The organism is Priestia sp. D3YE.R1 (assembly GCF_049199565.1).
Lineage (GTDB): Bacteria > Bacillota > Bacilli > Bacillales > Bacillaceae_H > Priestia > Priestia aryabhattai.
Map to the genome: position 1 here is coordinate 623,117 of NZ_JBLTHW010000001.1, position 24,019 is coordinate 647,135.

A 24,019-nucleotide genomic window follows, 5' to 3' on the forward strand; every position below is an offset into this window, starting at 1 on the left:
GGAATCGATATGAAACATTTAGTGACAGTCTCAACACTAGAAACAAATGAAATTCTAGAGATTTTAGACAGCGCTGAAAACTATCGAACGAATAAACAAGGATGGAAACCGGAAGAGAAAATGTTTGTTGCCAACTTATTTTTTGAAGCGAGCACGCGTACTCGATGCAGCTTTGAAATGGCAGAACAGCAGCTAGGATTAACAACAATTCCGTTTGAAGTAACAACTTCAAGCGTCCAAAAAGGAGAAACGCTTTATGACACGATTGAAACATTAGCTTCAATCGGCGTTCAGTCAGTTGTTATTCGCCACCCGCAAGATCGTTATTATGAAGCACTGCAGGAAAAAGTATCGATTCCCATCATTAATGCAGGAGACGGATGCGGTCAGCATCCAACTCAGTGTCTGCTTGATCTACTGACGATTCGCCAAGAGTTCGGCTCGTTTAAAGGATTAAAAGTCGCAATAGTCGGAGATTTGCGACATAGCCGCGTAGCGAGATCGAATGCTGAAATGCTGACAAAACTAGGGGCGACCGTATATTTTGCGGGACCTGAAGAATGGAAAGATGAAGAGAACAGACACGGTACATATCTTGATATCGATGAAGCAATCGAAACGGTCGATGTTGTGATGCTACTGCGTATTCAATTTGAAAGGCATGAAGAGAACACTTCAGAGCTTGCACAAAACTACCATAGCCGCTTCGGATTAACCGTTGAACGAGAGCGAAAAATGAAATCACATAGCATTATTCTTCATCCAGCTCCTGTGAACAGAGGAGTCGAAATTGCAGATGAGCTCGTTGAATGTGAACGCTCAAGAATTTTTAAACAAATGCAAAATGGCGTGTACATTCGCATGGCAGTATTAGCAAGAGCGCTACAACCAATTGAAAGGGGACTTAATAATGACAACAATTATCAAAAATGCTACATGGTTAAATGAAGGGAAAATTGAAAAAGTCGAACTGAAAATTGAAAATGGTGTAATTGCTGAAATAGCTTCACACATTGACGTACAGAATGAAGAAGTCATTGATGCAGGCGGGAACTTCTTATCACCGGGTTTAATCGATGTTCACGTTCACTTGCGTGAGCCAGGAGGAGAAAAGAAAGAAACGATTGAAACAGGTACTCTAGCAGCTGCAAAGGGCGGTTTTACAGCAATTGCTGCAATGCCCAATACTCGTCCAGTTCCTGATACTGTTGAACAAATGGAGTGGGTAAACAAGCGCATTGAAGAAACAGCACATGTGCGCGTATTGCCGTACGCATCAATTACTACTCGTCAATTGGGAAAAGAACTAACGGACTTTGAAGGCTTAAAAGAAGCGGGAGCATTTGCTTTTACAGATGATGGAGTAGGGGTTCAGTCGACAGGAATGATGCTAGAAGCGATGAAAAAAGCCGCTTCATTGAACAAAGCAATCGTTGCACACTGTGAAGATAATGATTTAATTAACAAAGGCTGCGTACACGACGGGAAATTCGCAAAAGAACATGGACTAAACGGTATCCCTTCTATCTGCGAAGCCGTTCAAATTGCACGAGATGTCCTGCTTGCTGAAGCAGCAAACTGTCACTATCATGTGTGTCACGTAAGTACAAAGGAATCCATTCGCGCCATTCGTGATGCGAAAAAAGCAGGGATTCGCGTAACCGCAGAAGTAACGCCTCATCATCTGTTACTAAATGAAGAAGATATCCCGGGACTTGATTCGAATTTCAAAATGAATCCGCCCCTTCGAGGAAAAGATGATCAACAGGCATTAATTGAAGCTTTATTAGACGGAACGCTTGATTTTATCGCCACTGATCACGCACCGCACACAGCGGACGAAAAAGCAGAAGGCATGGAGCTTGCGCCTTTTGGGATTGTGGGACTTGAAACAGCTTTCCCGCTTCTTTATACAAACTTGGTATTAAAAGAAGTAATGACGCTAGAGCAGCTAGTATCGTATTTAACAAACAAGCCGGCTGAAACATTCAATCTTCCTTATGGCACGATTGAAGCGGGGAAAACAGCGGATTTAACCATCATTGATCTTGAAACAGAAAAAGCAATTAATCCAGAAGAATTTGTATCCAAAGGTAAAAACACGCCGTTTGCTAACTGGGTATGCAAAGGTTGGCCGGTAATGACATTAGTAGAAGGTAAACGAGTATGGGAGGATGTTAAAGCATGCAACGTCAACTAATTTTAGAAGATGGAACAGTATTTATCGGAAAAGGATTCGGCAGCGACAAAGAAATGACAGGAGAAGTTGTTTTCAACACGGGAATGACAGGATATCAAGAAATTCTATCTGATCCATCATACTGTGCACAAATTGTGACATTAACATATCCTTTAATCGGAAACTACGGTATTAACCGCGATGACTTTGAGTCGATTGAACCAGCTGTACACGGTTTGATTGTAAAAGAAATTTGTGATGCTCCTTCAAACTTCAGAAGTGAACTATCAGTAGATGAATTTTTAAAACAAAAAGATATTCCAGGATTAGCTGGAATCGACACGCGAAAATTAACGCGAAAAATTCGTCAGCACGGTGCGCTTCGCGGACGCGTGTGCAGCATGGAAGTCAATGTAGAAGAAGTGGTAGCACAGCTTCAAAATCATGAACTTCCGACGGATTCAGTTAAAAAAGTATCAACGGTGAAGCCGTACCCAAGCCCAGGCAGAGGTAAAAAAGTGGTACTCGTTGACTTTGGAATGAAACACGGAATTTTACGTGAATTAACAGCTCGTCAATGCGACGTGATTGTGGTTCCTTATAACGTAACTGCGCAAGAAATTCTTCAATTAAATCCAGATGGAATCATGTTAAGCAACGGACCTGGAGACCCAAAAGATGTACCTGAAGCAATCGAGATGATTCAAGGGGTTTTAGGGAAGGTTCCGCTTTTTGGAATTTGTTTAGGACATCAGCTGTTTGCCCTAGCATGCGGAGCAGATACAGAAAAAATGAAATTTGGTCATCGTGGATCCAACCATCCTGTAAAGGATCTAAAAACTAATAAAGTAGCTCTTACATCTCAAAACCACGGCTATACAGTGTGTGAGCCATCTCTTGTCAACACGCCATTAGAAGTGACACACGTTGCGCTTAACGATGGAACAGTTGAAGGAGTAAAGCACAAAGAATATCCGGCATTTACGGTTCAATATCACCCTGAAGCATCACCGGGACCTGAAGATGCAAACGGATTGTTCAACGAATTTATGGATCTTATGAAAAACAATCAGAAAGTAGGTAATTGCTAATGCCAAAACGTCAAGATATTAACACAATTCTCGTAATCGGATCAGGACCAATCGTCATCGGACAGGCGGCAGAGTTTGACTATGCAGGAGCGCAAGCATGTATTGCGTTAAAAGAAGAAGGATACAAAGTTATTCTTGTAAACTCCAATCCTGCAACAATCATGACAGATTCAGAAATGGCAGACAAAGTATATATTGAACCTCTAACGGTTGAATTTGTAAGCTCAATTATTCGTAAAGAACGCCCGGATGCACTGCTTCCAACGCTTGGCGGTCAAACGGGGCTGAACTTAGCGGTAGAATTACATGAAACAGGCATTTTAGAAGAATTTAATGTAGAAATTCTCGGGACAAAATTATCGGCGATTGAACAAGCTGAAGACCGTGAGCAGTTCCGTTCATTAATGAATGAACTAAATCAGCCTGTCCCAGCAAGTGAAATCATTCATTCGCTAGACGAAGCATATGCGTTTGTTGAACAAGTAAACTATCCGGTAATTGTGCGTCCTGCTTATACGCTTGGCGGTACGGGAGGCGGAATTTGTGACAACGAGCAAGAGCTGATTGAAATTGTAACAAGTGGATTAAAACACAGTCCTGTAACACAGTGCTTACTTGAGAAAAGCATTGCAGGCTTTAAAGAAATTGAATATGAAGTAATGCGCGATGCAAACGATAATGCGATCGTAGTATGTAATATGGAAAACTTTGACCCGGTCGGTATTCATACGGGAGATTCAATTGTTGTAGCACCAAGCCAAACGCTAAGCGACCGTGAGTATCAGCTGCTTAGAAATGCGTCACTAACAATTATCCGAGCGCTTAAAATCGAAGGCGGATGTAACGTTCAGCTAGCACTAGACCCAGAAAGCTTCCAGTATTACGTAATTGAAGTAAACCCTCGTGTAAGCCGCTCGTCGGCTTTAGCATCAAAAGCAACAGGGTATCCAATTGCAAAATTAGCAGCAAAAATTGCGGTAGGCTTAACATTAGATGAAATGATGAACCCGGTAACTGGGAAGACATACGCATGTTTCGAACCGGCACTAGATTACATCGTATCTAAAATTCCACGCTGGCCGTTTGATAAATTTGAATCAGCTAACCGTAAACTAGGTACACAGATGAAGGCAACAGGGGAAGTAATGGCAATTGGCCGCACGTTCGAAGAGTCAATTTTAAAAGCCGTACGCTCACTTGAGTCAAACGTTCATCACTTAGAGCTGAAAGATGCGCATGAATTTGATGATGCCATTATTGAAAAACGTATTCGCAAGGCTGGCGATGAGCGATTATTCTACATCGCAGAAGCCATTCGCCGCGGCGTAACAATTCAGCAAATTCACGAGTGGAGCAAAATCGATCTTTTCTTCCTCGTAAAACTTGAAAAAGTGATTGCTTTTGAAAATGTGTTAAAAGAAGAGATTCATAACGTAGAAGTTTTACAGGAAGCAAAAGAAATGGGATTTGCAGACTGCACGATTGCTAAGCTATGGAAACAAACAGAGCGTGAAGTATATGACTTCCGCAAACAAAATGGCGTGATGCCAGTATACAAAACGGTAGATACATGTGCAGCAGAATTTGAATCTACAACACCATATTTCTACGGTACATTTGAAGATGAAAATGAATCGATTGTTACAGATCGTAAAAGCGTTGTAGTGTTAGGATCAGGTCCGATCCGCATCGGGCAAGGAATTGAGTTTGACTATGCAACGGTTCACTCGGTGTGGGCGATTAAAGAAGCTGGATACGAAGCGATTATTGTCAATAACAATCCAGAAACAGTATCAACTGACTTCAGTATTTCAGATAAATTATACTTCGAGCCGCTGACGATTGAAGATGTGATGCATATCATCGATTTAGAAAAACCAGAAGGTGTGGTTGTACAGTTCGGTGGTCAAACAGCAATCAACTTAGCGGATGAGCTAGAAGCAAGAGGGGTCAAGATCTTAGGTACGTCGCTTGAAAGCTTAGATGCAGCGGAAGACCGTAAAAAATTCGAAGCGACGCTAGCGCGTTTAGAAGTACCTCAGCCGCTTGGAAAGACGGTTACTTCAGTTGAAGAAGCAGTGGTTGTCGCAAAAGAAATTGGTTATCCGGTGCTTGTACGTCCTTCGTACGTACTGGGCGGACGCGCGATGGAAATTGTGTACAAAGAAGAAGAGCTGCTTCATTATATGAAACACGCGGTGAAAGTACACGCTGATCATCCTGTATTAATCGACCGCTACTTAACGGGAAAAGAAATTGAAGTCGATGCCATTTCAGACGGTGAAACAGTGGTTATCCCAGGGATCATGGAGCATGTAGAGCGCGCGGGTGTCCACTCAGGCGACTCCATCGCTGTATATCCACCGCAAACTCTGTCACAGGACGTAAAAGATACAATCATTGATTACACAACACGAATTGCAAAAGGCTTAAACATTATTGGACTGCTTAACATTCAGTTCGTCTTATCAAAAGGAGAAGTGTTTGTTCTTGAAGTAAATCCTCGTTCAAGCCGTACGGTGCCGTTCTTAAGTAAAATCACGCGTATTCCGATGGCGAATGTGGCAACAAAAGTCATTTTAGGAACAAGTTTAAAAGATCTTGGCTATGAATCAGGCATGCACCCTGAAGAAGAAGGCGTCTACGTAAAAGTGCCGGTCTTCTCATTTGCAAAGCTGCGCCGCGTAGATATTACGCTTGGACCTGAAATGAAATCTACTGGAGAAGTAATGGGGCAAGATTCAACGTACGAAAAAGCATTATATAAAGGACTAATTGCGTCAGGTATGTCCATTAAGCCGTACGGTTCAGTACTTATGACAGTAGCGGATAAAGATAAAGAAGAGGCAACAGCGTTAGCAAAGCGCTTTGCTAATATTGGCTACCAAGTGATTGCAACGGAAGGAACAGCTTCAACGTTTACAAAAGAAGACATTCGCGTAAAAATAGTAAATAAAATTCATCATGAAGATCACAATCTTTTAGATGTGATACGAAAAGGTGAAGCGCAGCTGGTCATCAACACGCTAACAAAAGGAAAACAGCCTGCGCGTGACGGATTTAAAATTCGCCGTGAAGCAGTTGAAAATGGCGTACCTTGCTTAACATCACTTGATACAGCAGAAGCAATTTTACGAGTGCTTGAAACGATCAGCTTCCATACAACGCCAATGAAAAAAGTTCGTCCAACCAAAGAGGTGACAACCGTATGATCAAACATGAAATGATGCAAGTCGTCAGTCAGCGACCGTTAACACACAATGTATATGAATTAACCCTTCAAGGCGAGCTTGTTCGTTTCATGAATGAGCCGGGGCAGTTTGTGCATATCCGCGTCAACAACGACTATTTGCCACTGCTTCGCAGACCAATCAGTATTGCAGAAATTGACCAAACGCACGAACAGTTTACGATGATTTACCGTGCAGAAGGGGCGGGAACATCGCTGCTCGCTGAAAAACAAGCCGGACAGTCGATTGACGTGTTAGGTCCCCTTGGCCACGGTTTTCCATTAGATGCGATAGAGTCGGGTCAAACGGCTTTATTAGTAGGGGGAGGCATTGGAGTGCCTCCGCTCTATGAGCTTTCAAAAAGACTTCGTGAAAAAGGCGTGCAGGTTATTCACGTCCTAGGTTTTCAATCAAAAGCAGACGTATTTTATGAACGAGAGTTTTTAGCTTTAGGAGAAACATATATTGCAACGGTAGACGGCTCTTACGGAACAAAAGGTTTTGTCACAACGGTGATTGACGAGCATCAATTTTCATATGACGTTATGTTTTCATGCGGTCCAACTCCGATGTTAAAAGCACTAGAAAATAATTATACAAACAAGCCGCTTTACATTTCTTTAGAAGAAAGAATGGGCTGTGGAATCGGCGCTTGCTTTGCATGTGTATGCAGGGAAAGTGAAGATTCTACGGCGTATAAAAAAATCTGCAGCGACGGTCCCGTCTTTCAAGCAGGGGAGGTGCTTCTATGAGTATGCTAAAAACGACATTGCCAGGGTTAGATTTGAAAAATCCAATTATGCCAGCATCCGGCTGCTTTGGATTTGGGCGTGAGTATGCTCAATTTTATTCACTTGATGCACTTGGAGCCATTATGATTAAAGCGACTACTGCTGAAACTCGTTTTGGCAATCCAACTCCTCGCGTAGCGGAAACATCTGCAGGAATGTTAAATGCGATTGGATTACAAAATCCTGGGCTAGAAAAAGTAATGAATGAAGAGCTCGTTTGGCTTCAGCAATATGATGTGCCGATTATCGCGAACGTAGCCGGCGCTTCAATTGAAGAATATGTGCACGTGGCAAAACAGATTTCAACCGTATCAAATGTGAAAGCACTTGAATTGAATATTTCATGTCCTAACGTAAAGGAAGGCGGAATTGCGTTTGGCGTAGATCCTGTCATCGCTGCTCGTTTAACAAAAGCAGTAAAAGATGTTTCAAATGTTCCAGTTTATGTTAAACTATCACCAAACGTATCCAATATTGTAGACATGGCAATGGCTGTTGAAGAAGCTGGAGCGGATGGCTTAACGATGATCAATACGCTTCTCGGGATGCGTCTGGATTTGAAAACAGCGCAGCCAGTTTTAGCGAACGGCACAGGCGGACTGTCAGGACCTTCAATTAAACCGGTAGCGATTCGAATGGTGTATGAAGTGAGCCAAAAAGTAAACATTCCAATTATCGGTATGGGCGGAGTGACGAATGCTGAAGATGCACTTGAATTCTTATATGCAGGTGCAAGTGCAGTAGCGGTTGGTACAGCAAACTTTGTTGATCCGTATGTATGCCCAACCATCATTGACGAACTGCCAAGGCTATTAGCATCATTAGGGTACGAGCATGTTTCAGAATGTATCGGAAGGAGCTGGAAAAAGCGTGAAGCAACCGTTAATCATTGCTCTTGATTTTTCATCAATTAACGATGTACAGCAGTTTTTAATGCCTTTTCAACAAGAGTCATTATTTGTGAAAGTAGGCATGGAACTGTTTTATAAAGAAGGGCTATCCATTATTTCTGCATTAAAAGAGCAAAACCACCAGATTTTCTTAGACTTAAAGCTTCATGATATTCCAAATACGGTAAAGCAAGGAATGAAGTCTTTGGCTTCTCTTGAAGTGGATTTGGTTAACGTTCACGCAGCCGGCGGAACGAATATGATGCAAGCAGCCGTTGAAGGACTTGACTTAGGAACCGCTGCTGGCAAAAAGCGTCCGGATTGTATTGCGGTTACTCAGCTAACGAGTACATCGGATGAAATGCTAAAAGAGCAGCAGCTCATTACCCACTCGATGCAAGAAGTGGTTACGCATTATGCAGCGCTTGCTAAAAAAAGCGGACTAGACGGCGTTGTATGTTCTACTCATGAAGTGCCTTCGATTCGAAAAGCAGCAGGAGAGGACTTTTTGACCGTAACGCCGGGTATTCGTATGGGCGCAGATTCAGTAGATGACCAAGTCCGCGTAGCAACGCCTCAGCTAGCGAGAGAATATGGCTCAAGTGCCATTGTGGTTGGACGTTCTATTACTAAAGCAAAAGACCCGCTTAAAGCATATTATGAGATGTTACAGCAGTGGAAAGGGGAGCGTATTACGCGATGACAAAACTACGAAAAGAAATTGCAAAACAATTAATTGATATTGAGGCAGTCAGCCTTCAACCGAACGATCCGTTTACGTGGGCCTCTGGAATTAAGTCGCCTATTTATTGTGACAACCGTCTAACGCTTAGCTACCCAAAAGTGCGAAAAGAAATTGCAAAAGGTCTGCAGCATTTAATTAAAACGTATTTTGCCAATGCAGAAGTGATTGCTGGTACAGCTACAGCTGGCATTCCTCATGCAGCATGGGTAAGTGAAGCGCTAGAGCTTCCAATGTGCTATGTGCGAAGCAAAGCAAAAGAACATGGTCAAGGAAACCAAATTGAAGGAAAAGTAACAAAAGGTCAAAAAGTAGTTGTGATTGAAGATTTGATTTCAACTGGCGGAAGTGTGTTTACCGCAGTCGACGCATTAAAAGCGCAGGGTTGTGAAGTACTGGGAGTTGTTTCTATCTTTACATATGAGCTGGAAAAAGCTCGTCAGCTGTTTAAAGAAAAAGAACTTCAAGTTTATTCTTTAACAGACTACTCTACGCTAGTAGAGGCGGCAAACGAAGCGGGATACATTGAAGAAGCAGCGATGGAAAAGCTATTTAAATGGCGTGAAAATCCTTCAGATCCTTCATGGATGAATTAAACTAAAAAAACCCCCTTTCTATATTTTATATAGAAAGGGGGTTTTTATTATGACTGACGCAGCTTCAGTACAAGTTCTTCGCTAGGCGTTACGTACACCGTTTGCTGATTATCGTACGTCACAAAACCAGGTTTAGCACCGCTTGGTTTTTTTACGTGGCGAATTTTTGTATAGTCCACTGGTACCGAACTTGAATTCTTGGCTTTACTAAAGTAAGCAGCAAGGTGAGCCGCTTCTAAAATTGTTTCTTCTGAAGGCTCTTGGCTGCGAATAACAACGTGAGAACCCGGTATATCTTTCGTATGAAACCAAACGTCATCACGAGCAGCAAGGCGATTTGTTAAATACTCATTTTGCTTATTGTTTTTTCCAACTAAAATCGTCGTGCCGTCGCTTGAAACATATTGTTCAAGTGAAGGAGTTGTGTTCTTTTGTTTTTTTGCTTGTTTTTGCTGACGGTTGCGCAAATATCCTTCTTCCACAAGCTCTTCGCGAATCTCTGCAATGTCTTTGTGAGAAGCGGTATCCATTTGCTGAATAAGCGATTCAAAATACTGTACTTCTTCGTTTGCTTTTTCAATTTGTTCGATTACAATCGAAACGGAATTTTTCGCTTTTTGATACTTTGTAAAATAGCTTTGAGCATTTTGAGACGGTGATTTTTGCGGATCTAATGAAATCGTAAGTGTACCGCTATTTTCATCATAATAATTAATAACATCCACTTTCGCATCTCCTTTTTTGACAAGGTGTAAATTTGCCGTAAGGAGTTCACCGGCTAGCTGATAATCAGATGCTTTTTCTGCATTTTGCAGCGTTTGCTCAAGTTTCTTTATTTTTTTCTCATTTTTCTTTTTCTCAGTGGAAATAAACTGTACTAAATCATGCGCTTGCTGCTTTACACGATCTCGTTCTGCTTTCCCGTAGTAATAGCGGTCAAGAAGCTCGCTGATGGTTGCATACGTTTTTTTCGTACCCTCTAAATGCGTTAATTCCAGTAAATAAAAATAGTCTTTTTGATTAACGGTTGTCAGAGTCGGTGTAAACTGACCTTCTTTGATCAGCGTCATGGTTTCGACAAATGATTTTGGAAGGGTAGAACGATTCGCTAAGCCAGAGCGAAACACCACTTCATTTGCAATTAAAGGAGAAAGCCCCGAGAAGGTCTGCACTAGCTGACTGGCTAACTTTCCGCTATTAAAATCGATTTTTTTAACCACCGTTTCTTCATCGGCTTCAAATGGATGAAGCTTATCTTGGCTAGGAGGCAGTACGTAAGGAGCTCCGGGTAGAAGCGTACGGTGCCTGTTCAAGGCCATTGGAACATGCTTAATACTGTCGATAATCGTTTGTTTTTCTTTATCTACCAGTACAACATTACTATGTCTTCCCATGATTTCAATAATAAGCTGCTTGTACGTCACGTCGCCGATTTCATTTCGTCCTTTTGTTTCAATGACTAAAATGCGGTCTAATCCAAGCTGATACACTTGTTCAATAATGCTTCCTTCTAAATGTTTGCGAAGAAGCATACAAAACATAGGAGGCTCAGATGGATTTTCATAGGGCTCATTTGTAAAATGAACGCGTGAATAGTTAGGGTGAGCTGAGATTAAAAGTTTGCGGTTTTCACCTTTAGCGCGTACTTGTAAAATCAACTCGTTTGGAAACGGCTGATATATTTTTGAAATTCGTCCTGAAACCAAGGTCTCAGATAATTCTTGTAAAATGCCATATGTAAAAATACCATCAAATGACATAGTGCTCACATCCTTAAGTAATTGAAAATTGTCCTATAGAAAAGTATAGCATTTTTTAGGACGAGTCTGAATAAGCATACGATATAAGATTGTAACAATCTAATAGGTGCATTTACAAATAAAAGGGTGTGAAAAGATGCAATGAAATGGTATGAATTAGGTGAAAAAGCAATAGTAGAAGTAACAAAAACAGACAGGCAGCATGGTCTTACACACAAAGAAGTAAAAGCACGTCAGCAGCAACAAGGGTTTAATGAATTGACTGAAGGAGAGAAAAAACCAGCCATTCTTGTGTTTCTAGAGCAGTTTAAAGATTTTATGGTACTGGTTTTACTAGCTGCCACGCTTATTTCAGGGCTTTTAGGAGAATACATCGATGCGATTGCTATTATTGCCATTGTGGTAATTAATGGATTTTTAGGGTTCTTCCAAGAAAGAAAAGCAGAGAAATCTCTTCATGCATTAAAAGAGCTTTCTGCTCCTCAAGTAGCAGCCATGCGTGAAGGGAAGTGGGTTAAGTTACCATCTAAAGAGCTGGTAGTAGGAGACATTGTAAAGTTTTCGAGCGGAGACCGTATCGGAGCTGACGTTCGGATTATGGAAGTCAAAAGTCTAGAAATTGAAGAATCAGCGCTTACGGGAGAGTCTTTGCCTGTTGCTAAGCAAATAAAAGCATTGTCAGGAGATGAAGTACCGCTTGGAGATCAGGACAATATGGCGTTCATGGGTACCCTTGTAACGCGAGGAAGCGGAACAGGTATCGTTGTAGGGATTGGAATGAAAACAGCAATGGGACAAATTGCTGATTTACTTCAAAATGCTGAAGCCATGATTACTCCTCTTCAACGGAAATTAGAGCAATTAGGCAAAATTTTAATCGTTGTAGCTCTTGCACTTACTGTATTAGTTGTCAGTATTGGTGTGCTGCAAGGCCATGATTTATACAGTATGTTCTTAGCGGGAGTGTCCTTAGCTGTTGCTGCCATACCCGAAGGTCTTCCTGCCATCGTAACCGTAGCGCTATCTCTTGGTGTACAGCGCATGATTAAGCAAAGATCCATTGTTCGCAAACTTCCTGCTGTTGAGACACTAGGGTGCGCGTCAGTCATTTGCTCAGACAAAACGGGCACATTAACGCAAAATAAAATGACGGTTACTCACCTCTGGTCGGGAGGGATGACGTGGAGAGTATCAGGGACAGGGTATGAACCTACTGGCATATTTTCACGAGAGGAAAGAGAAGTGGATACACGGAGTGAAAAACCGCTGCAGCAGCTTTTGGTGTTTGGTCTGCTTTGCAATCAAACGTCCATTTCGAGAAAAGATAAAGAATATGTTATCGACGGGGACCCTACTGAAGCGGCTTTGCTTGTTGCCGCGATGAAAGCAGGGCTGACAAAAGAAAATATTCAAAAACAGTTTACGATTATTGAAGAGTTTCCATTTGATTCAACGCGTAAAATGATGAGTGTAGTCATTGAAGACGCATCTCATAAGCGCTATGTTATAACAAAAGGTGCTCCGGATGTGCTGCTTATAAACAGCAAAAATGTTCTGTGGGAAAGCAGACAACAAACGCTGTCGGTAACGGTTCATAATGAAGTAAAAGGAGCGATTGATCAGTTAGCTAGCCAAGCGCTTCGAACCATTGCTATTGCTTATCGGCCGTTAGGAGACCATGAGAGTGTTCATACAGAGAAGGAAGCAGAAAAAGACCTGACTTTCCTCGGGCTTCAAGGAATGATTGATCCGCCAAGACCAGAGGTCAAGCAAGCGGTCAAAGAATGCCGAGACGCAGGCATCAAAACCGTTATGATTACAGGGGACCATGTTATTACAGCACAGGCGATTGCAAAACAGCTCGGAATTTTACCGAAAAACGGTCAAGTCTTGGAAGGAACGGATTTATCCAAAATGACGCAGGAAGAGCTAGAAGAAGTAGTAGATGATGTTTATGTATATGCGAGGGTATCACCTGAGCATAAGCTTAAAATTGTTAAAGCTCTTCAAGCAAAAGATCACATTGTAGCGATGACGGGCGACGGCGTAAATGACGCACCGGCTATTAAAGCAGCAGACATAGGCATTGCGATGGGCATCACCGGGACAGACGTAGCAAAAGAAGCGTCTTCGCTCGTTTTGCTTGATGATAATTTTGCCACTATTAAATCAGCGATCAAAGAAGGGCGAAATATCTATGAAAATATTCGGAAGTTTATCCGTTACTTGCTTGCATCAAATGTAGGAGAAATTTTAGTTATGCTCTTTGCGATGATTTTAGCACTTCCGCTTCCGCTAGTGCCGATTCAGATACTATGGGTAAACTTAGTAACAGACGGTTTGCCTGCGATGGCTCTTGGCTTAGACCAGCCAGAGGACAACGTGATGAAGCGCCATCCAAGGCATCCGCGCGAAGGTATCTTTGCAAGAGGATTAGGATGGAAAGTAGTCAGCCGTGGATTTTTAATTGGAGCTGCTACACTTGCTGCGTTCATGATTGTCTACGACAATGATCCAGATCGGCTGCAGTATGCTCAGACGATTGCATTTGCCACGCTTGTCATGGCACAGCTTATTCACGTATTTGACTGCCGAAGTGAAAAATCAATTTTTGATCGGAATCCATTTCAGAACTTATATCTTGTAGGAGCTGTTATTTCATCTATTATCCTTATGCTGGTGGCCATCTACTATCCGCCGCTGCAGCCTATTTTCCATACAATGGCCATTGCACCGCGGGAATGGCTCGTTATTTTAGGACTTGCAAGCCTTCCAACTTTTTTACTTGCTGGTTCACTTTTAACAAGAAAACCTTCATAAATTGTGCTATACTTTAATACAGGCTGTCCCAAATGAGAAAACTCATGAAGGCAGCCTTTACAGGTTGAATAAAGAAGAGAGATTTCTTTTTTTTGCTAACACTTTCTTTTATGATACTTTTTATGTAAGATGTACATAGTGGATGTGATGATAATGATAAAAAGTATGACTGGTTTTGGCCGCGGAAAAGCGGAAGTGGAAAATCGATCAGTAACAGTGGAAATGAAGTCTGTTAATCATCGTTTTTGTGAAATTGTTATCCGTATGCCAAGACAATTAATTGAAATTGAAGATAAAATAAAAAAAATCGTTCAAACATACATAAAACGTGGTAGAGTAGAAGTATTTGTTACTATTTCAGGTGAAGAAATGGCAAAAAAGAAACTGCAGACGGATTGGCAGCTGCTTGATGAATACATGAATGCATTGCAGCAAGTGAAAGAAAAGCACGGGCTATCACAATCTGTTCAAATTCGAGACATTTTACACATGCCTGAAGTGATGACAACTTATGAAGAAGAAGCTGATCAGACGAGTATTCATGGTGCAATCTTTGAAGCCGTTGAAGCTGCTGTTCATCAGTTAGTGGATATGCGGAAACGAGAGGGATCAGAGCTGTATCACGATTTAATGGGATACTTACAGGATATTCAAGACATTCGCGAAAAAATCACACAGCTTGCTCCTGAAGTTGCTGAACAATATCGCGAGCGTATTAAAAGAAAGCTGAGCGACTATTTAGAAGGTACTTTCGATGAGCAGCGAGTGCTGACTGAAGTAGCTATTTTTGCTGAAAAAGCAGATATTAGCGAAGAACTTACGCGAATTCAAAGTCATGTATCACAATTTATTCAAGCATTAAATACACCTGATTCAGTAGGACGCAAGCTGGATTTTCTTGTTCAAGAGCTGAATCGTGAAATGAATACAATCGGTGCGAAGGCAAACAATGGTACTATTGCTCAGTATGTTATTAGTATGAAAACACAATTAGAACGCATAAAAGAGCAAGTTCAAAATATTGAATAGCCTTCGTGGAAGATAAAGATTATATTGGTATAGCAGGAGGCTTCTTATGAGCGGTAAATTAGTGAACGTTGGATTTGGGAATTTTATTTCTTCTAATCGTATAATCTCTGTCGTTCATCCTGAATCAGCTCCAATCAAACGCATTATTCAAGATGCAAAAGATCGAGGCTCTTTAATAGATGCAACGCAAGGACGCAAAACACGATCTGTTATTGTTATGGATAGCGATCATGTTATTTTAGCTCCTGTACAGCCAGAAACTGTGTCGCAGCGACTTATAAACAAAGAAGAATTATTAGAAGGGTAGGTCACTTGAACCGATGATTGAAAGAGGTTTATTAATTGTTCTTTCCGGACCATCAGGTGTTGGAAAAGGAACGGTACGAAAAGCATTGTTTGAGCAAGAAGACATTAAATTGCAGTATTCTATCTCTGCAACAACAAGAAAGCCCCGCGAAGGTGAAGTAGACGGCGTTGACTATTTCTTCAAACCACGCGAAGAGTTTGAGCGCATGATTGAAAACAAGAAATTATTAGAGTGGGCTGAATACGTAGGCAATTACTACGGTACCCCGGTTGATTATGTAGAACAAACGTTATCTGAAGGAAAAGACGTATTTCTAGAAATTGAAGTGCAAGGTGCTCTTCAAGTGAAAGAAGCATTTCCAGAAGGTTTGTTCATCTTCTTGGCACCGCCGAGTTTATCAGAGCTTAAAAGTCGTATCGTAAACCGCGGTACTGAAACAGAAGACTTAATCAATAACCGTATGCGCGTGGCAAAAGAAGAAATTGAACTTATGGACGCCTACGATTATGTTGTAGAAAATGACAAAGTAGAAAATGCTTGTGCTCGCATCCGTGCTATCGTAACGGCTGAACACTGCCGTCGTGATCGTATTTCTGCGCGCTATAAAAGAATGCTGGAGGTAGAATAAACATGCTTTATCCATCAATTGATTCTCTAATGGAAAAATTAGATTCTAAGTACACGCTTGTGACAGTAGCTGCAAAACGTGCTCGTCAATTACAGCTTCACAATGATACGCCGATTGAAAAGCCGGTTTCTTATAAGTTTGTAGGCTGTGCTTTAGAAGAAATTAATGCTGAACAATTAAGCTATAAGCAAGGTGTAGCAGAAGAAGACTCTAAACATCAGTAAGTGAAAAAATAACAACCTACTTTATAGGTTGTTATTTTTTTGATGCTTTTGTTTGTATTCAAGCAGGATAGTGAATGTCTCACTACAAAAATGGTATAATAATTGAATTGAAAAGCTTTAGATAGTTACCCGAGTAAACAAGCGGATGCTGGTTGAGCGGGATAAATAGATGGGGGCATAATGATGAAGGGAAAACGAATTTTATTATGTGTTAGCGGCGGAATCGCCGTATATAAAGCCGCAGCTTTAACAAGTAAATTAGTACAAGCAGGAGCGGAAGTTAAAGTAATGATGACTGCTTCAGCACGCGAGTTCGTAACGCCGCTTACGTTTCAAGCTCTGTCTCGAAACCCAGTTTATACAGATACGTTTGATGAAAAAGATCCATCTGTAATTGCACATATTGATTTAGCAGATTGGCCCGATTTAATTTTAGTGGCTCCTGCTACGGCTAATATGATAGGGAAAATAGCAAATGGTCTTGCAGATGATATGATTTCCACAACGCTGCTGGCCGCTACTGCACCTGTGTGGATTGCGCCTGCAATGAATGTTCATATGTACGATCATCCCGCTGTTAAAAAAAATATGAGCACTCTTTCATCATTTGGTTACTCTTTTGTAGAACCAGGAGAAGGGTATTTGGCATGCGGTTATGTAGGAAAAGGTCGCCTTGAAGAGCCAGAAACAATTGTTTTACTAATCGGCTCTTATTTTTCCAAAGTATCAGATACACAAAAAATCCTTGAAGGTATTAATGTATTGGTTACAGCAGGACCTACGGTAGAACGCATTGATCCCGTCCGATTTTTCACCAATCGCTCTACCGGGAAAATGGGCTATGCCCTTGCAGAACAAGCTGCTAAGTTAGGTGCATCGGTAACACTTGTAACGGGACCGACGAATTTAGAGTATCCAAAAGGGGTCCAGGTTGTTCAAATTGAAAGTGCGCAGCAGATGCTTGAAGCTGTTATGCAGCGCTATCATGAAGCAGATGTTGTCATTAAATCAGCCGCAGTGGCAGATTACCGGCCAAAGCATGTGTTTGATCAAAAGATGAAAAAGCAGCCTGGTGAAGCAGTATTAGAGCTAGAGAGAACAACAGATATTTTACGCACGCTTGGAGAGCGAAAAGAACACCAGCTTTTAGTCGGCTTTGCAGCAGAAACAGAACAAGTGGATGAATATGCACAAAAGAAACTTGCATCTAAAAACTTGGATATGATTGTAGCCAATAACGTGACGACAGAAGGAGCAGGTTTTGGGACGGACACAAATATTGTGACGCTCTATAAGCGAAGCGGAGAGTCTAAAGAACTTCCCATTCTTTCAAAACACGATGTAGCTACCGAGGTGTTAAAAGAAGTGAAGGAAATGTTAGAAGGGCTGAGAAAATGAGTGTAGCTAGTGTAATTGTGGACGTGGCTGCTAAACAAACAGATCGTGCTTTTGACTACGCTATTCCTGACAAATGGAAAGGGATTATTGTTCCGGGTATGCGAGTTGTCGTTCCGTTTGGTCCTAGAAAAGTTCAAGGGTTTGTGGTGGCCCTTAAAGAAGAGGCCGAAGTCAAGCGTGTTAAACCAATTGCTGACCTGCTTGATTTAACGCCGGTTCTGACTCCTGAACTGTTAGAGGTTGGGCACTGGCTAACCGAAAAAACGCTTTGTTTTATGATATCAGCTTTTCAAGTCATGCTGCCTGCGGCGATGAAAGCAAAATATGATAAAGAACTGTCACTCCTTTCAAAAGAGGCATACGAACAGCTTCATGAGCAAGTCAAGCCGTTTTTTCAGTCAAGATCCTCGCTGAAGTGGAGTGAAGTAGAAAAAACAGCTGCTGCTCCTGCTTTTTACCGTGATATTCAAAAAGGTCTAATTGAAGTCGTCTATGTCGTGAAAAACAAAGGAAACAAAAAAACGGCAAAAGGCGTAAAACTGAATCAAGGCCTTGAAGACATTCAGCAGTTTATGAGCGAGTTAAATAAGCAGGCAGAAAAGCAAAAACAAGTGCTGTCTTTTATGCTCGATCGAAATGAAGAAGTAGCCATAAAAGAAATAGCGGAAGGTTTGCAGATTACCTCGGCTCCTATAAAAGCGCTGATTACCAAAGGACTCTTAGCGGAAACGGAAATTGAAATATACCGTGATCCTTATCAAGACCGATACTTTACACCATCAAAGCCTTTTCAATTGACGGATGAACAAGCTGAGGCAATCGCACCAATTCTGCATGACATCGAAGAAAATCTTCACGATGTGTTTTTAATGTACGGAGTAACCGGGAGCGGAAAAACGGAAGTGTATCTCCAATCAATTGATCAAGTGTTAAAAAAAGGGAAAGAAGCGATTATGCTTGTTCCGGAGATTTCACTTACTCCTCAGATGGTCAAGCGTTTTAAAGAGCGATTCGGCTCAAAAGTTGCTGTGCTTCATAGCGGCTTGTCTACTGGAGAAAAATACGATGAATGGCGAAAAATTCAGCGAAAAGAAGTATCCGTTGTGGTAGGGGCCCGCTCTGCTGTATTTGCTCCATTTGAAAACTTGGGCCTTCTTATTATCGATGAAGAACATGAGACGAGTTATAAACAAGAAGAAAACCCCCGCTATCATGCAAGAGATGTAGCCATTTACCGAGGGCAGCATCATCAGTGTCCCGTCATTTTAGGAAGTGCAACGCCAACGCTTGAGTCCTTTGCAAGAGCGCAAAAAGGTGTGTATAAGCTGCTGACGTTAAAGCAAAGAATGAATAAGTCATCAATGCCGTCGGTGGATATTGTTGATATGAGAGAAGAGCTTCGCGGCGGCAATCGCTCTATGTTTTCGACTATGCTGTTTGAAAAGATGAAAGACCGTTTGGAAAAAGGAGAGCAAATCGTTTTATTTTTAAATAAAAGAGGTCATTCTTCTTTTGTTATGTGCAGGGACTGCGGTTACGTTCCGACATGTGAGCACTGTGAAATTTCACTAACGTATCACCGCTATCAAAATAAATTAAAATGCCATTACTGCGGACACGAAGAGCATGTGCACACTGAGTGCCCAGAATGCCACAGCGAACATATCCGCTTTTTTGGATCTGGTACACAAAAAGTGGAAGAAGAATTAACAAAAGTGCTGCCTGAGGCTAGAGTCGTTCGAATGGATGTTGATACGACAAGCCGAAAAGGCGCGCATGAAAAGCTCCTGAACAAGTTTGCAAGTGGAGAAGCGCAAATTTTACTAGGGACGCAGATGATTGCGAAAGGACTAGACTTTCCAAACGTCACGCTTGTAGGAGTTTTAACAGCAGATACGATGCTGAATTTACCTGACTTTCGTGCATCTGAAAAAACGTTTCAGCTTTTAACTCAAGTAAGCGGGAGAGCAGGACGCCACAAGCTTCCAGGAGAAGTAGTGATTCAAACGTACACGCCTGAGCACTACAGTATTCAACTTGCGAGTCAGCATGATTACGATGCGTTTTATAAGCAGGAGATGGAAATTCGTAAAATGCATAAATATCCGCCTTTCTTTTACTTGGCGCTTGTAACGGTATCTCATGAAAATATTGCAAAAGTGGTGTCTGTTACAGACAAAATCTCGCAGTATCTGCGTCAGAAACTTTCGCCGCAAACAACGATCTTAGGGCCAGTCGCATCTCCGATTGCTAAGATAAAAGATAGATATCGCTATCAATGCATGTTAAAATACAAGCTGGAACCAAGCCTGATTCCGCTGTTGAAATATATATTAGAACGTTATCAAGCGGAAATGCAGAAAGAAAATTTAACGATTACCATTGATTTGAATCCATACTCGATGATGTAACTAGTCGTCTTGATGGCGTTAAAGAAGAAGCTTTTTGGATATAAATAGAAAGAATAAAGGAGGTGCCTATTTGGCTAAGCTTAAGCTTGTTTACCATCCTAATGAAGTACTTGAACAAGAGTGTGAAGTCGTTAAAAACTTTGATAATAAATTAGCGAAATTACTAAACGGCATGTATGATTTAATGCTTGAAGCAGACGGTGTGGGTCTAGCTGCTCCTCAAGTAGGAGTGCTGCAGCAAGTGGCAGTGGTAGACGTGGACGACCGACACGGTAAAATTGAGTTAATTAATCCGGTAATTATTGAGCAACGAGGCGAACAAATCGGTCCAGAAGGCTGCCTAAGTTTTCCGGGCCTTTTTGGTGACGTGGCTCGAGCTGATTATGTGAAAGTGCGTGCGCAAAACCGTAAAGGAAAACCTTATTTTATAGAAGCAAAAGGTTTTTTAGCACGAGCAATTCAACATGAAATTGATCATTTACACGGCGTATTGTTCACGGAAAAAGTAACAAAGTATTACGAAGAGGATGAACTAGAAGGGTAGGTTTTACACGATGAAAGTCGTATTTATGGGAACGCCGGATTTTTCAGTGCCGGTTTTACAAACATTACTTAAAGATGGATATGAAGTGGTCGCAGTGGTTACACAGCCGGACCGACCAAAAGGACGCAAGCGCGTATTAACACCTCCTCCTGTAAAAGTGGAGGCGTTAAAACATGAAATACCTGTACTGCAGCCAGAAAAGATTCGTTTAGAAGAAGAATATCAGCAAGTGTTAGCGTATGAGCCTGACCTAATTGTAACAGCGGCTTTTGGTCAAATTTTACCAACTCCTATTTTAGAAGCGCCTAAATACGGCTGTATTAACGTGCATGCTTCTCTGTTACCTGAACTGCGCGGAGGCGCGCCGATTCACTATTCAATTCTACAAGGTAAGCCGAAAACTGGTGTTACAATTATGTATATGGTAGAAAAATTAGATGCAGGTGATATCTTAACACAGGTAGAAGTTCCGATTGAAGAACGTGATCACGTGGGCACACTTCATGATAAACTCAGCGCGGCTGGTGCAAAATTGCTTTCAGAAACCATTCCTTCTCTTGTGAAAGGTGAAATTACGCCGGTTAAACAAAACGATGATGAAGCGACATTTGCTTCTAATATTAAGCGTGAACAAGAGAAAATTGATTGGGCCCGTACAGGAGAAGAAATTTATAACCATATCCGCGGACTTCATCCTTGGCCCGTTGCTTATACAACAGCAGACGGTCAAGTCATGAAAATTTGGTGGGGAGAGAAAGTATCCGCATCAGGCAAACCGGGTACCGTTTTATCACTTGAAGAGGACGGATTTGTAGTAGCAACTGGAAATGAAACAGCTATTAAAGTGACGGAACTTCAGCCGGCTGGAAAAAAACGTATGGATGCAGCGCAGTATTTACGAGGTACATCTGTTGAAGTCGGAACAGTATTAGGGGATGTCAATGAGTAAGTACAACGTTCGAGACATAGCTTTAGATATTTTACTAGCTATTGAAAAAAATCAAGCATTCAGCAATTTATTGTTAAATAACAGTATACAAAAACGTGGTATTCAAGGGAAAGATGCAGGGCTGTTAACGGAAATTGTGTATGGAACGATTCAAAGACGCGATACGTTAGATTACGGGTTAGCCCCTTTCTTGAAAAATCCCAAAAAACTTCAGCCTTGGGTGCGAGTGCTGCTTCGTTTATCTCTTTATCAGATGATGTATTTAGACCGGGTACCTGACCGGGCAATCCTTCATGAAGCAGTAGAAATTGCTAAAAAACGAGGTCACAAAGGAATTGCCTCGATGGTAAACGGCGTTTTACGAAATATTCAGCGCAGCGGCACGCCTTCTTTAGACGAAATACAAAATCCTGTGGAACGCTTGGCAATCGAAACGAGTCATCCAGTATGGCTTGTAAAACGCTGGGTGGAACAATATGGATTGGACAAAACACGCGGAATCTGTTTAGCTAATTTAATGGCCCCTAAACAAACAATCCGAGTAAACAGTGCACGCTTTACGCAAAATGAAGTAAAAGAAGCGCTTGAAAAAGAAGGTATTGTTGTAGAACCAGGCCATTTTGTAGAAGAAGCGCTAGAAGTTCAAAAAGGAAATGCAGCTCATACACAAGCATTTCGTGAAGGAATGTTTACCGTTCAAGATGAAAGCTCTATGTTAGTAGCTCATGCGCTAGGTACAGAGGCAGAAGAGCTGATTTTAGACAGCTGTGCTGCACCGGGAGGAAAATCAACTCATATTGCAGAGCAGCTTAAAAACAGTGGTAAAGTTATTTCCTTGGACATTCATGACCATAAAGTAAAGCTGATTGCCCAGCAGGCAGAGCGTCTGCATCTTACCAATATTGAGCCGACGGTTCAAGACAGCCGCAAAGCCGGCGAACAGTTTGATAAAGAGATGTTTGACCGCATTTTAGTAGATGCTCCGTGCTCAGGTTTTGGTGTGATGAGACGTAAACCTGATTTGAAATATACAAAAACTGAGCAGGATGTAAAGCAGCTGGCGCGTATTCAACAAGATATTTTAAATGCGGTTGCGCCTTTATTAAAAAAAGGTGGGACCCTTGTATATAGTACATGTACAATTGACCGGGATGAAAATGGGGATGTTGTAGCAGCATTTTTAGCAGATCATGCTGATTTTCAAAAAGACGAAACGCTTGCTGCACGCATGCCGCAAAAGCTTAAACAAAACGTAGAACATGGTGAAATTCAATTGCTGCCAGATGCACAAAGCGATGGATTTTATATTGCATGTTTACAGAAGAAGGTGTAAAAATGGAAGAAGTAGCTAAAAGAAAAGCAAAAGCAGAAGAAAAAACGCAAAAACCATCTATTTATTCATTAGAAATGCACGACCTAGAAAATTGGTTAGTGGAACATGGTGATAAGAAGTTCCGTGCTAAACAAATTTTTGACTGGTTATATGTTAAACGCGTAACGGACTTTGACGATATGTCAAACTTATCTAAAGGGTTACGTGAACAATTAAAAGACAAATTTGCACTAACGACATTAAAAACAGTCGTTCAGCAAACGTCTGGAGACGGCACGATGAAGTTTTTATTCGAACTTCATGACGGTTATACGATTGAAACAGTGCTTATGCGTCATGAATACGGAAATTCTGTCTGCGTAACGACTCAAGTTGGATGTCGCATCGGCTGTACGTTCTGTGCGTCTACTCTTGGAGGTTTAAAGCGTAACTTAGAAGCTGGAGAAATCGTAGCGCAAGTAGTAAAAGTACAAAAAGCGCTAGATGAACAAGGAGAACGCGTGAGCTCTGTCGTAATTATGGGTATTGGGGAGCCGTTTGATAACTATGATGAAATGATGCGCTTCTTAAAAACAATTAACAGTGATGATGGATTAAATATTGGTGCACGTCATATCACGGTATCGACAAGTGGAATCATTCCGAAAATCTATAAGTTTGCTGATGAAAAAATGCAAATCAATTTTGCGATTTCACTTCACGCTCCAAACAATGACATCCGCTCACGCTTAATGCCGATTAACCGTGCGTATAAACTTCCTGATTTGATGGAAGCCATTAAATATTATACGGATAAAACGGGAAGACGTATTAGCTTTGAGTATGGTCTATTCGGAGGAGTAAACGATCAAGTAGAGCATGCGGAGGAATTAGCGGATTTGATTAAAGACGTTAAATGTCACGTGAACTTGATTCCGGTAAACTATGTGCCTGAGCGTGATTATGTTCGTACACCGCGTGAACAGATTTTTGCATTTGAACGTACGCTTAAAAAGCGTGGCGTTAACGTGACTATTCGACGTGAGCAAGGTCATGATATCGATGCAGCTTGTGGCCAATTACGTGCGAAGGAGCGTAAAGAAGAGACGAGGTGATTG

The 24,019-nt window shown here is 41.5% G+C and carries 20 protein-coding genes; 19 read left to right on the plus strand and 1 reads right to left on the minus strand.

Annotated elements, in window-relative coordinates:
• The first annotated feature begins 9 nt into the window (after positions 1-9).
• The 8 genes from ACOZIR_RS03260 to pyrE are packed head-to-tail and all read left to right on the plus strand — an operon-like array spanning position 10 to position 9,519.
• The gene (locus tag ACOZIR_RS03260; protein ID WP_013058938.1) at positions 10-948 is read left to right on the plus strand and encodes an aspartate carbamoyltransferase catalytic subunit; all 939 of its coding nucleotides are present in this window, start codon (positions 10-12) and stop codon (positions 946-948) included.
• The gene (locus tag ACOZIR_RS03265) at positions 911-2,200 is read left to right on the plus strand and encodes a dihydroorotase (protein WP_310878426.1); all 1,290 of its coding nucleotides are present in this window, start codon (positions 911-913) and stop codon (positions 2,198-2,200) included. The genes ACOZIR_RS03260 and ACOZIR_RS03265 overlap by 38 nt, the downstream gene beginning before the upstream one ends.
• Positions 2,185-3,270 carry a carbamoyl phosphate synthase small subunit gene (locus ACOZIR_RS03270; RefSeq protein WP_028411464.1) on the plus strand — a complete coding sequence of 362 codons (1,086 nt, stop codon included), beginning with the start codon at positions 2,185-2,187 and terminating at the stop codon, positions 3,268-3,270. The genes ACOZIR_RS03265 and ACOZIR_RS03270 overlap by 16 nt, the downstream gene beginning before the upstream one ends.
• A complete protein-coding gene (carB, locus tag ACOZIR_RS03275; RefSeq protein ID WP_045290203.1) occupies positions 3,270-6,482 on the plus strand; it encodes a carbamoyl-phosphate synthase large subunit in 3,213 nt (1,070 codons plus the stop codon). The genes ACOZIR_RS03270 and carB overlap by 1 nt, the downstream gene beginning before the upstream one ends.
• Positions 6,479-7,252 (plus strand): dihydroorotate dehydrogenase electron transfer subunit, encoded by a 774-nt coding sequence (locus ACOZIR_RS03280; RefSeq protein ID WP_034265289.1) that lies wholly within the window; start codon positions 6,479-6,481, stop codon positions 7,250-7,252. Before carB ends, ACOZIR_RS03280 begins: the two co-directional genes overlap by 4 nt.
• Positions 7,249-8,190, plus strand: coding sequence for a dihydroorotate dehydrogenase (locus tag ACOZIR_RS03285; protein ID WP_045290200.1), 942 nt, complete (start codon positions 7,249-7,251; stop codon positions 8,188-8,190). Before ACOZIR_RS03280 ends, ACOZIR_RS03285 begins: the two co-directional genes overlap by 4 nt.
• Positions 8,162-8,884: an orotidine-5'-phosphate decarboxylase gene (pyrF, locus tag ACOZIR_RS03290; protein WP_028411462.1), complete on the plus strand. Its 723-nt coding sequence runs from the start codon at positions 8,162-8,164 to the stop codon at positions 8,882-8,884. Before ACOZIR_RS03285 ends, pyrF begins: the two co-directional genes overlap by 29 nt.
• Positions 8,881-9,519 carry an orotate phosphoribosyltransferase gene (pyrE, locus tag ACOZIR_RS03295; RefSeq protein WP_045290198.1) on the plus strand — a complete coding sequence of 213 codons (639 nt, stop codon included), beginning with the start codon at positions 8,881-8,883 and terminating at the stop codon, positions 9,517-9,519. The genes pyrF and pyrE overlap by 4 nt, the downstream gene beginning before the upstream one ends.
• A gap of 47 nt (positions 9,520-9,566) precedes the next feature.
• On the opposite strand, the gene ACOZIR_RS03300 is transcribed toward pyrE, so the two are convergent.
• Positions 9,567-11,279, minus strand: a complete 1,713-nt coding sequence (locus tag ACOZIR_RS03300) for an Rqc2 family fibronectin-binding protein (RefSeq protein WP_074677331.1) — start codon at positions 11,277-11,279, stop codon at positions 9,567-9,569.
• A 141-nt stretch (positions 11,280-11,420) separates the two neighbouring features.
• On the opposite strand from ACOZIR_RS03300, the gene ACOZIR_RS03305 reads away from it, so the two are divergent.
• The 11 genes from ACOZIR_RS03305 (at position 11,421) to rlmN (ending at position 24,016) form a co-directional block, all read left to right on the plus strand.
• Positions 11,421-14,099, plus strand: coding sequence for a calcium-translocating P-type ATPase, SERCA-type (locus ACOZIR_RS03305; protein ID WP_310878428.1), 2,679 nt, complete (start codon positions 11,421-11,423; stop codon positions 14,097-14,099).
• A gap of 153 nt (positions 14,100-14,252) precedes the next feature.
• Positions 14,253-15,128, plus strand: coding sequence for a YicC/YloC family endoribonuclease (locus ACOZIR_RS03310; RefSeq protein WP_310878429.1), 876 nt, complete (start codon positions 14,253-14,255; stop codon positions 15,126-15,128).
• A gap of 46 nt (positions 15,129-15,174) precedes the next feature.
• Positions 15,175-15,435 (plus strand): DUF370 domain-containing protein, encoded by a 261-nt coding sequence (locus tag ACOZIR_RS03315; protein WP_013084831.1) that lies wholly within the window; start codon positions 15,175-15,177, stop codon positions 15,433-15,435.
• A gap of 13 nt (positions 15,436-15,448) precedes the next feature.
• On the plus strand, positions 15,449-16,063 hold the full coding sequence (gmk, locus tag ACOZIR_RS03320) for a guanylate kinase (protein WP_013058927.1): 615 nt from the start codon (positions 15,449-15,451) through the stop codon (positions 16,061-16,063).
• 2 nt (positions 16,064-16,065) lie between these two features.
• A complete protein-coding gene (gene rpoZ / locus ACOZIR_RS03325; protein ID WP_013058926.1) occupies positions 16,066-16,287 on the plus strand; it encodes a DNA-directed RNA polymerase subunit omega in 222 nt (73 codons plus the stop codon).
• Positions 16,288-16,467: 180 nt separating this feature from the next.
• On the plus strand, positions 16,468-17,685 hold the full coding sequence (gene coaBC, locus ACOZIR_RS03330) for a bifunctional phosphopantothenoylcysteine decarboxylase/phosphopantothenate--cysteine ligase CoaBC (protein WP_045290190.1): 1,218 nt from the start codon (positions 16,468-16,470) through the stop codon (positions 17,683-17,685).
• On the plus strand, positions 17,682-20,096 hold the full coding sequence (gene priA, locus ACOZIR_RS03335; protein ID WP_310878431.1) for a primosomal protein N': 2,415 nt from the start codon (positions 17,682-17,684) through the stop codon (positions 20,094-20,096). The genes coaBC and priA overlap by 4 nt, the downstream gene beginning before the upstream one ends.
• 70 nt (positions 20,097-20,166) lie before the next feature.
• Positions 20,167-20,640 carry a peptide deformylase gene (def, locus tag ACOZIR_RS03340; RefSeq protein ID WP_013084828.1) on the plus strand — a complete coding sequence of 158 codons (474 nt, stop codon included), beginning with the start codon at positions 20,167-20,169 and terminating at the stop codon, positions 20,638-20,640.
• A gap of 10 nt (positions 20,641-20,650) precedes the next feature.
• Positions 20,651-21,589, plus strand: a complete 939-nt coding sequence (gene fmt / locus ACOZIR_RS03345; RefSeq protein WP_045290181.1) for a methionyl-tRNA formyltransferase — start codon at positions 20,651-20,653, stop codon at positions 21,587-21,589.
• A complete protein-coding gene (gene rsmB / locus ACOZIR_RS03350; RefSeq protein WP_045290179.1) occupies positions 21,582-22,922 on the plus strand; it encodes a 16S rRNA (cytosine(967)-C(5))-methyltransferase RsmB in 1,341 nt (446 codons plus the stop codon). Before fmt ends, rsmB begins: the two co-directional genes overlap by 8 nt.
• A 2-nt stretch (positions 22,923-22,924) precedes the next feature.
• Complete coding sequence (gene rlmN / locus ACOZIR_RS03355; RefSeq protein ID WP_028411453.1) at positions 22,925-24,016, plus strand: 23S rRNA (adenine(2503)-C(2))-methyltransferase RlmN; 1,092 nt, start codon at positions 22,925-22,927, stop codon at positions 24,014-24,016.
• Positions 24,017-24,019: the final 3 nt, after the last annotated feature.

What these genes read in the sequence shown, in the direction of transcription:
- ACOZIR_RS03315 (WP_013084831.1), top strand. Translation starts at nt 15,175, where the DNA reads ATGAGCGGTAAATTAGTGAACGTTGGATTTGGGAATTTTATTTCTTCT.
- ACOZIR_RS03285 (WP_045290200.1), top strand. Translation starts at nt 7,249, where the DNA reads ATGAGTATGCTAAAAACGACATTGCCAGGGTTAGATTTGAAAAATCCA.
- ACOZIR_RS03280 (WP_034265289.1), top strand. Translation starts at nt 6,479, where the DNA reads ATGATCAAACATGAAATGATGCAAGTCGTCAGTCAGCGACCGTTAACA.
- ACOZIR_RS03265 (WP_310878426.1), top strand. Translation starts at nt 911, where the DNA reads ATGACAACAATTATCAAAAATGCTACATGGTTAAATGAAGGGAAAATT.
- carB (WP_045290203.1), top strand. Translation starts at nt 3,270, where the DNA reads ATGCCAAAACGTCAAGATATTAACACAATTCTCGTAATCGGATCAGGA.
- pyrE (WP_045290198.1), top strand. Translation starts at nt 8,881, where the DNA reads ATGACAAAACTACGAAAAGAAATTGCAAAACAATTAATTGATATTGAG.
- ACOZIR_RS03300 (WP_074677331.1), bottom strand. Translation starts at nt 11,279, where the DNA reads ATGTCATTTGATGGTATTTTTACATATGGCATTTTACAAGAATTATCT.
- fmt (WP_045290181.1), top strand. Translation starts at nt 20,651, where the DNA reads ATGAAAGTCGTATTTATGGGAACGCCGGATTTTTCAGTGCCGGTTTTA.
- rpoZ (WP_013058926.1), top strand. Translation starts at nt 16,066, where the DNA reads ATGCTTTATCCATCAATTGATTCTCTAATGGAAAAATTAGATTCTAAG.
- priA (WP_310878431.1), top strand. Translation starts at nt 17,682, where the DNA reads ATGAGTGTAGCTAGTGTAATTGTGGACGTGGCTGCTAAACAAACAGAT.
- rlmN (WP_028411453.1), top strand. Translation starts at nt 22,925, where the DNA reads ATGGAAGAAGTAGCTAAAAGAAAAGCAAAAGCAGAAGAAAAAACGCAA.
- ACOZIR_RS03310 (WP_310878429.1), top strand. Translation starts at nt 14,253, where the DNA reads ATGATAAAAAGTATGACTGGTTTTGGCCGCGGAAAAGCGGAAGTGGAA.
- coaBC (WP_045290190.1), top strand. Translation starts at nt 16,468, where the DNA reads ATGATGAAGGGAAAACGAATTTTATTATGTGTTAGCGGCGGAATCGCC.
- rsmB (WP_045290179.1), top strand. Translation starts at nt 21,582, where the DNA reads ATGAGTAAGTACAACGTTCGAGACATAGCTTTAGATATTTTACTAGCT.
- ACOZIR_RS03260 (WP_013058938.1), top strand. Translation starts at nt 10, where the DNA reads ATGAAACATTTAGTGACAGTCTCAACACTAGAAACAAATGAAATTCTA.
- ACOZIR_RS03305 (WP_310878428.1), top strand. Translation starts at nt 11,421, where the DNA reads ATGAAATGGTATGAATTAGGTGAAAAAGCAATAGTAGAAGTAACAAAA.
- ACOZIR_RS03270 (WP_028411464.1), top strand. Translation starts at nt 2,185, where the DNA reads ATGCAACGTCAACTAATTTTAGAAGATGGAACAGTATTTATCGGAAAA.
- gmk (WP_013058927.1), top strand. Translation starts at nt 15,449, where the DNA reads ATGATTGAAAGAGGTTTATTAATTGTTCTTTCCGGACCATCAGGTGTT.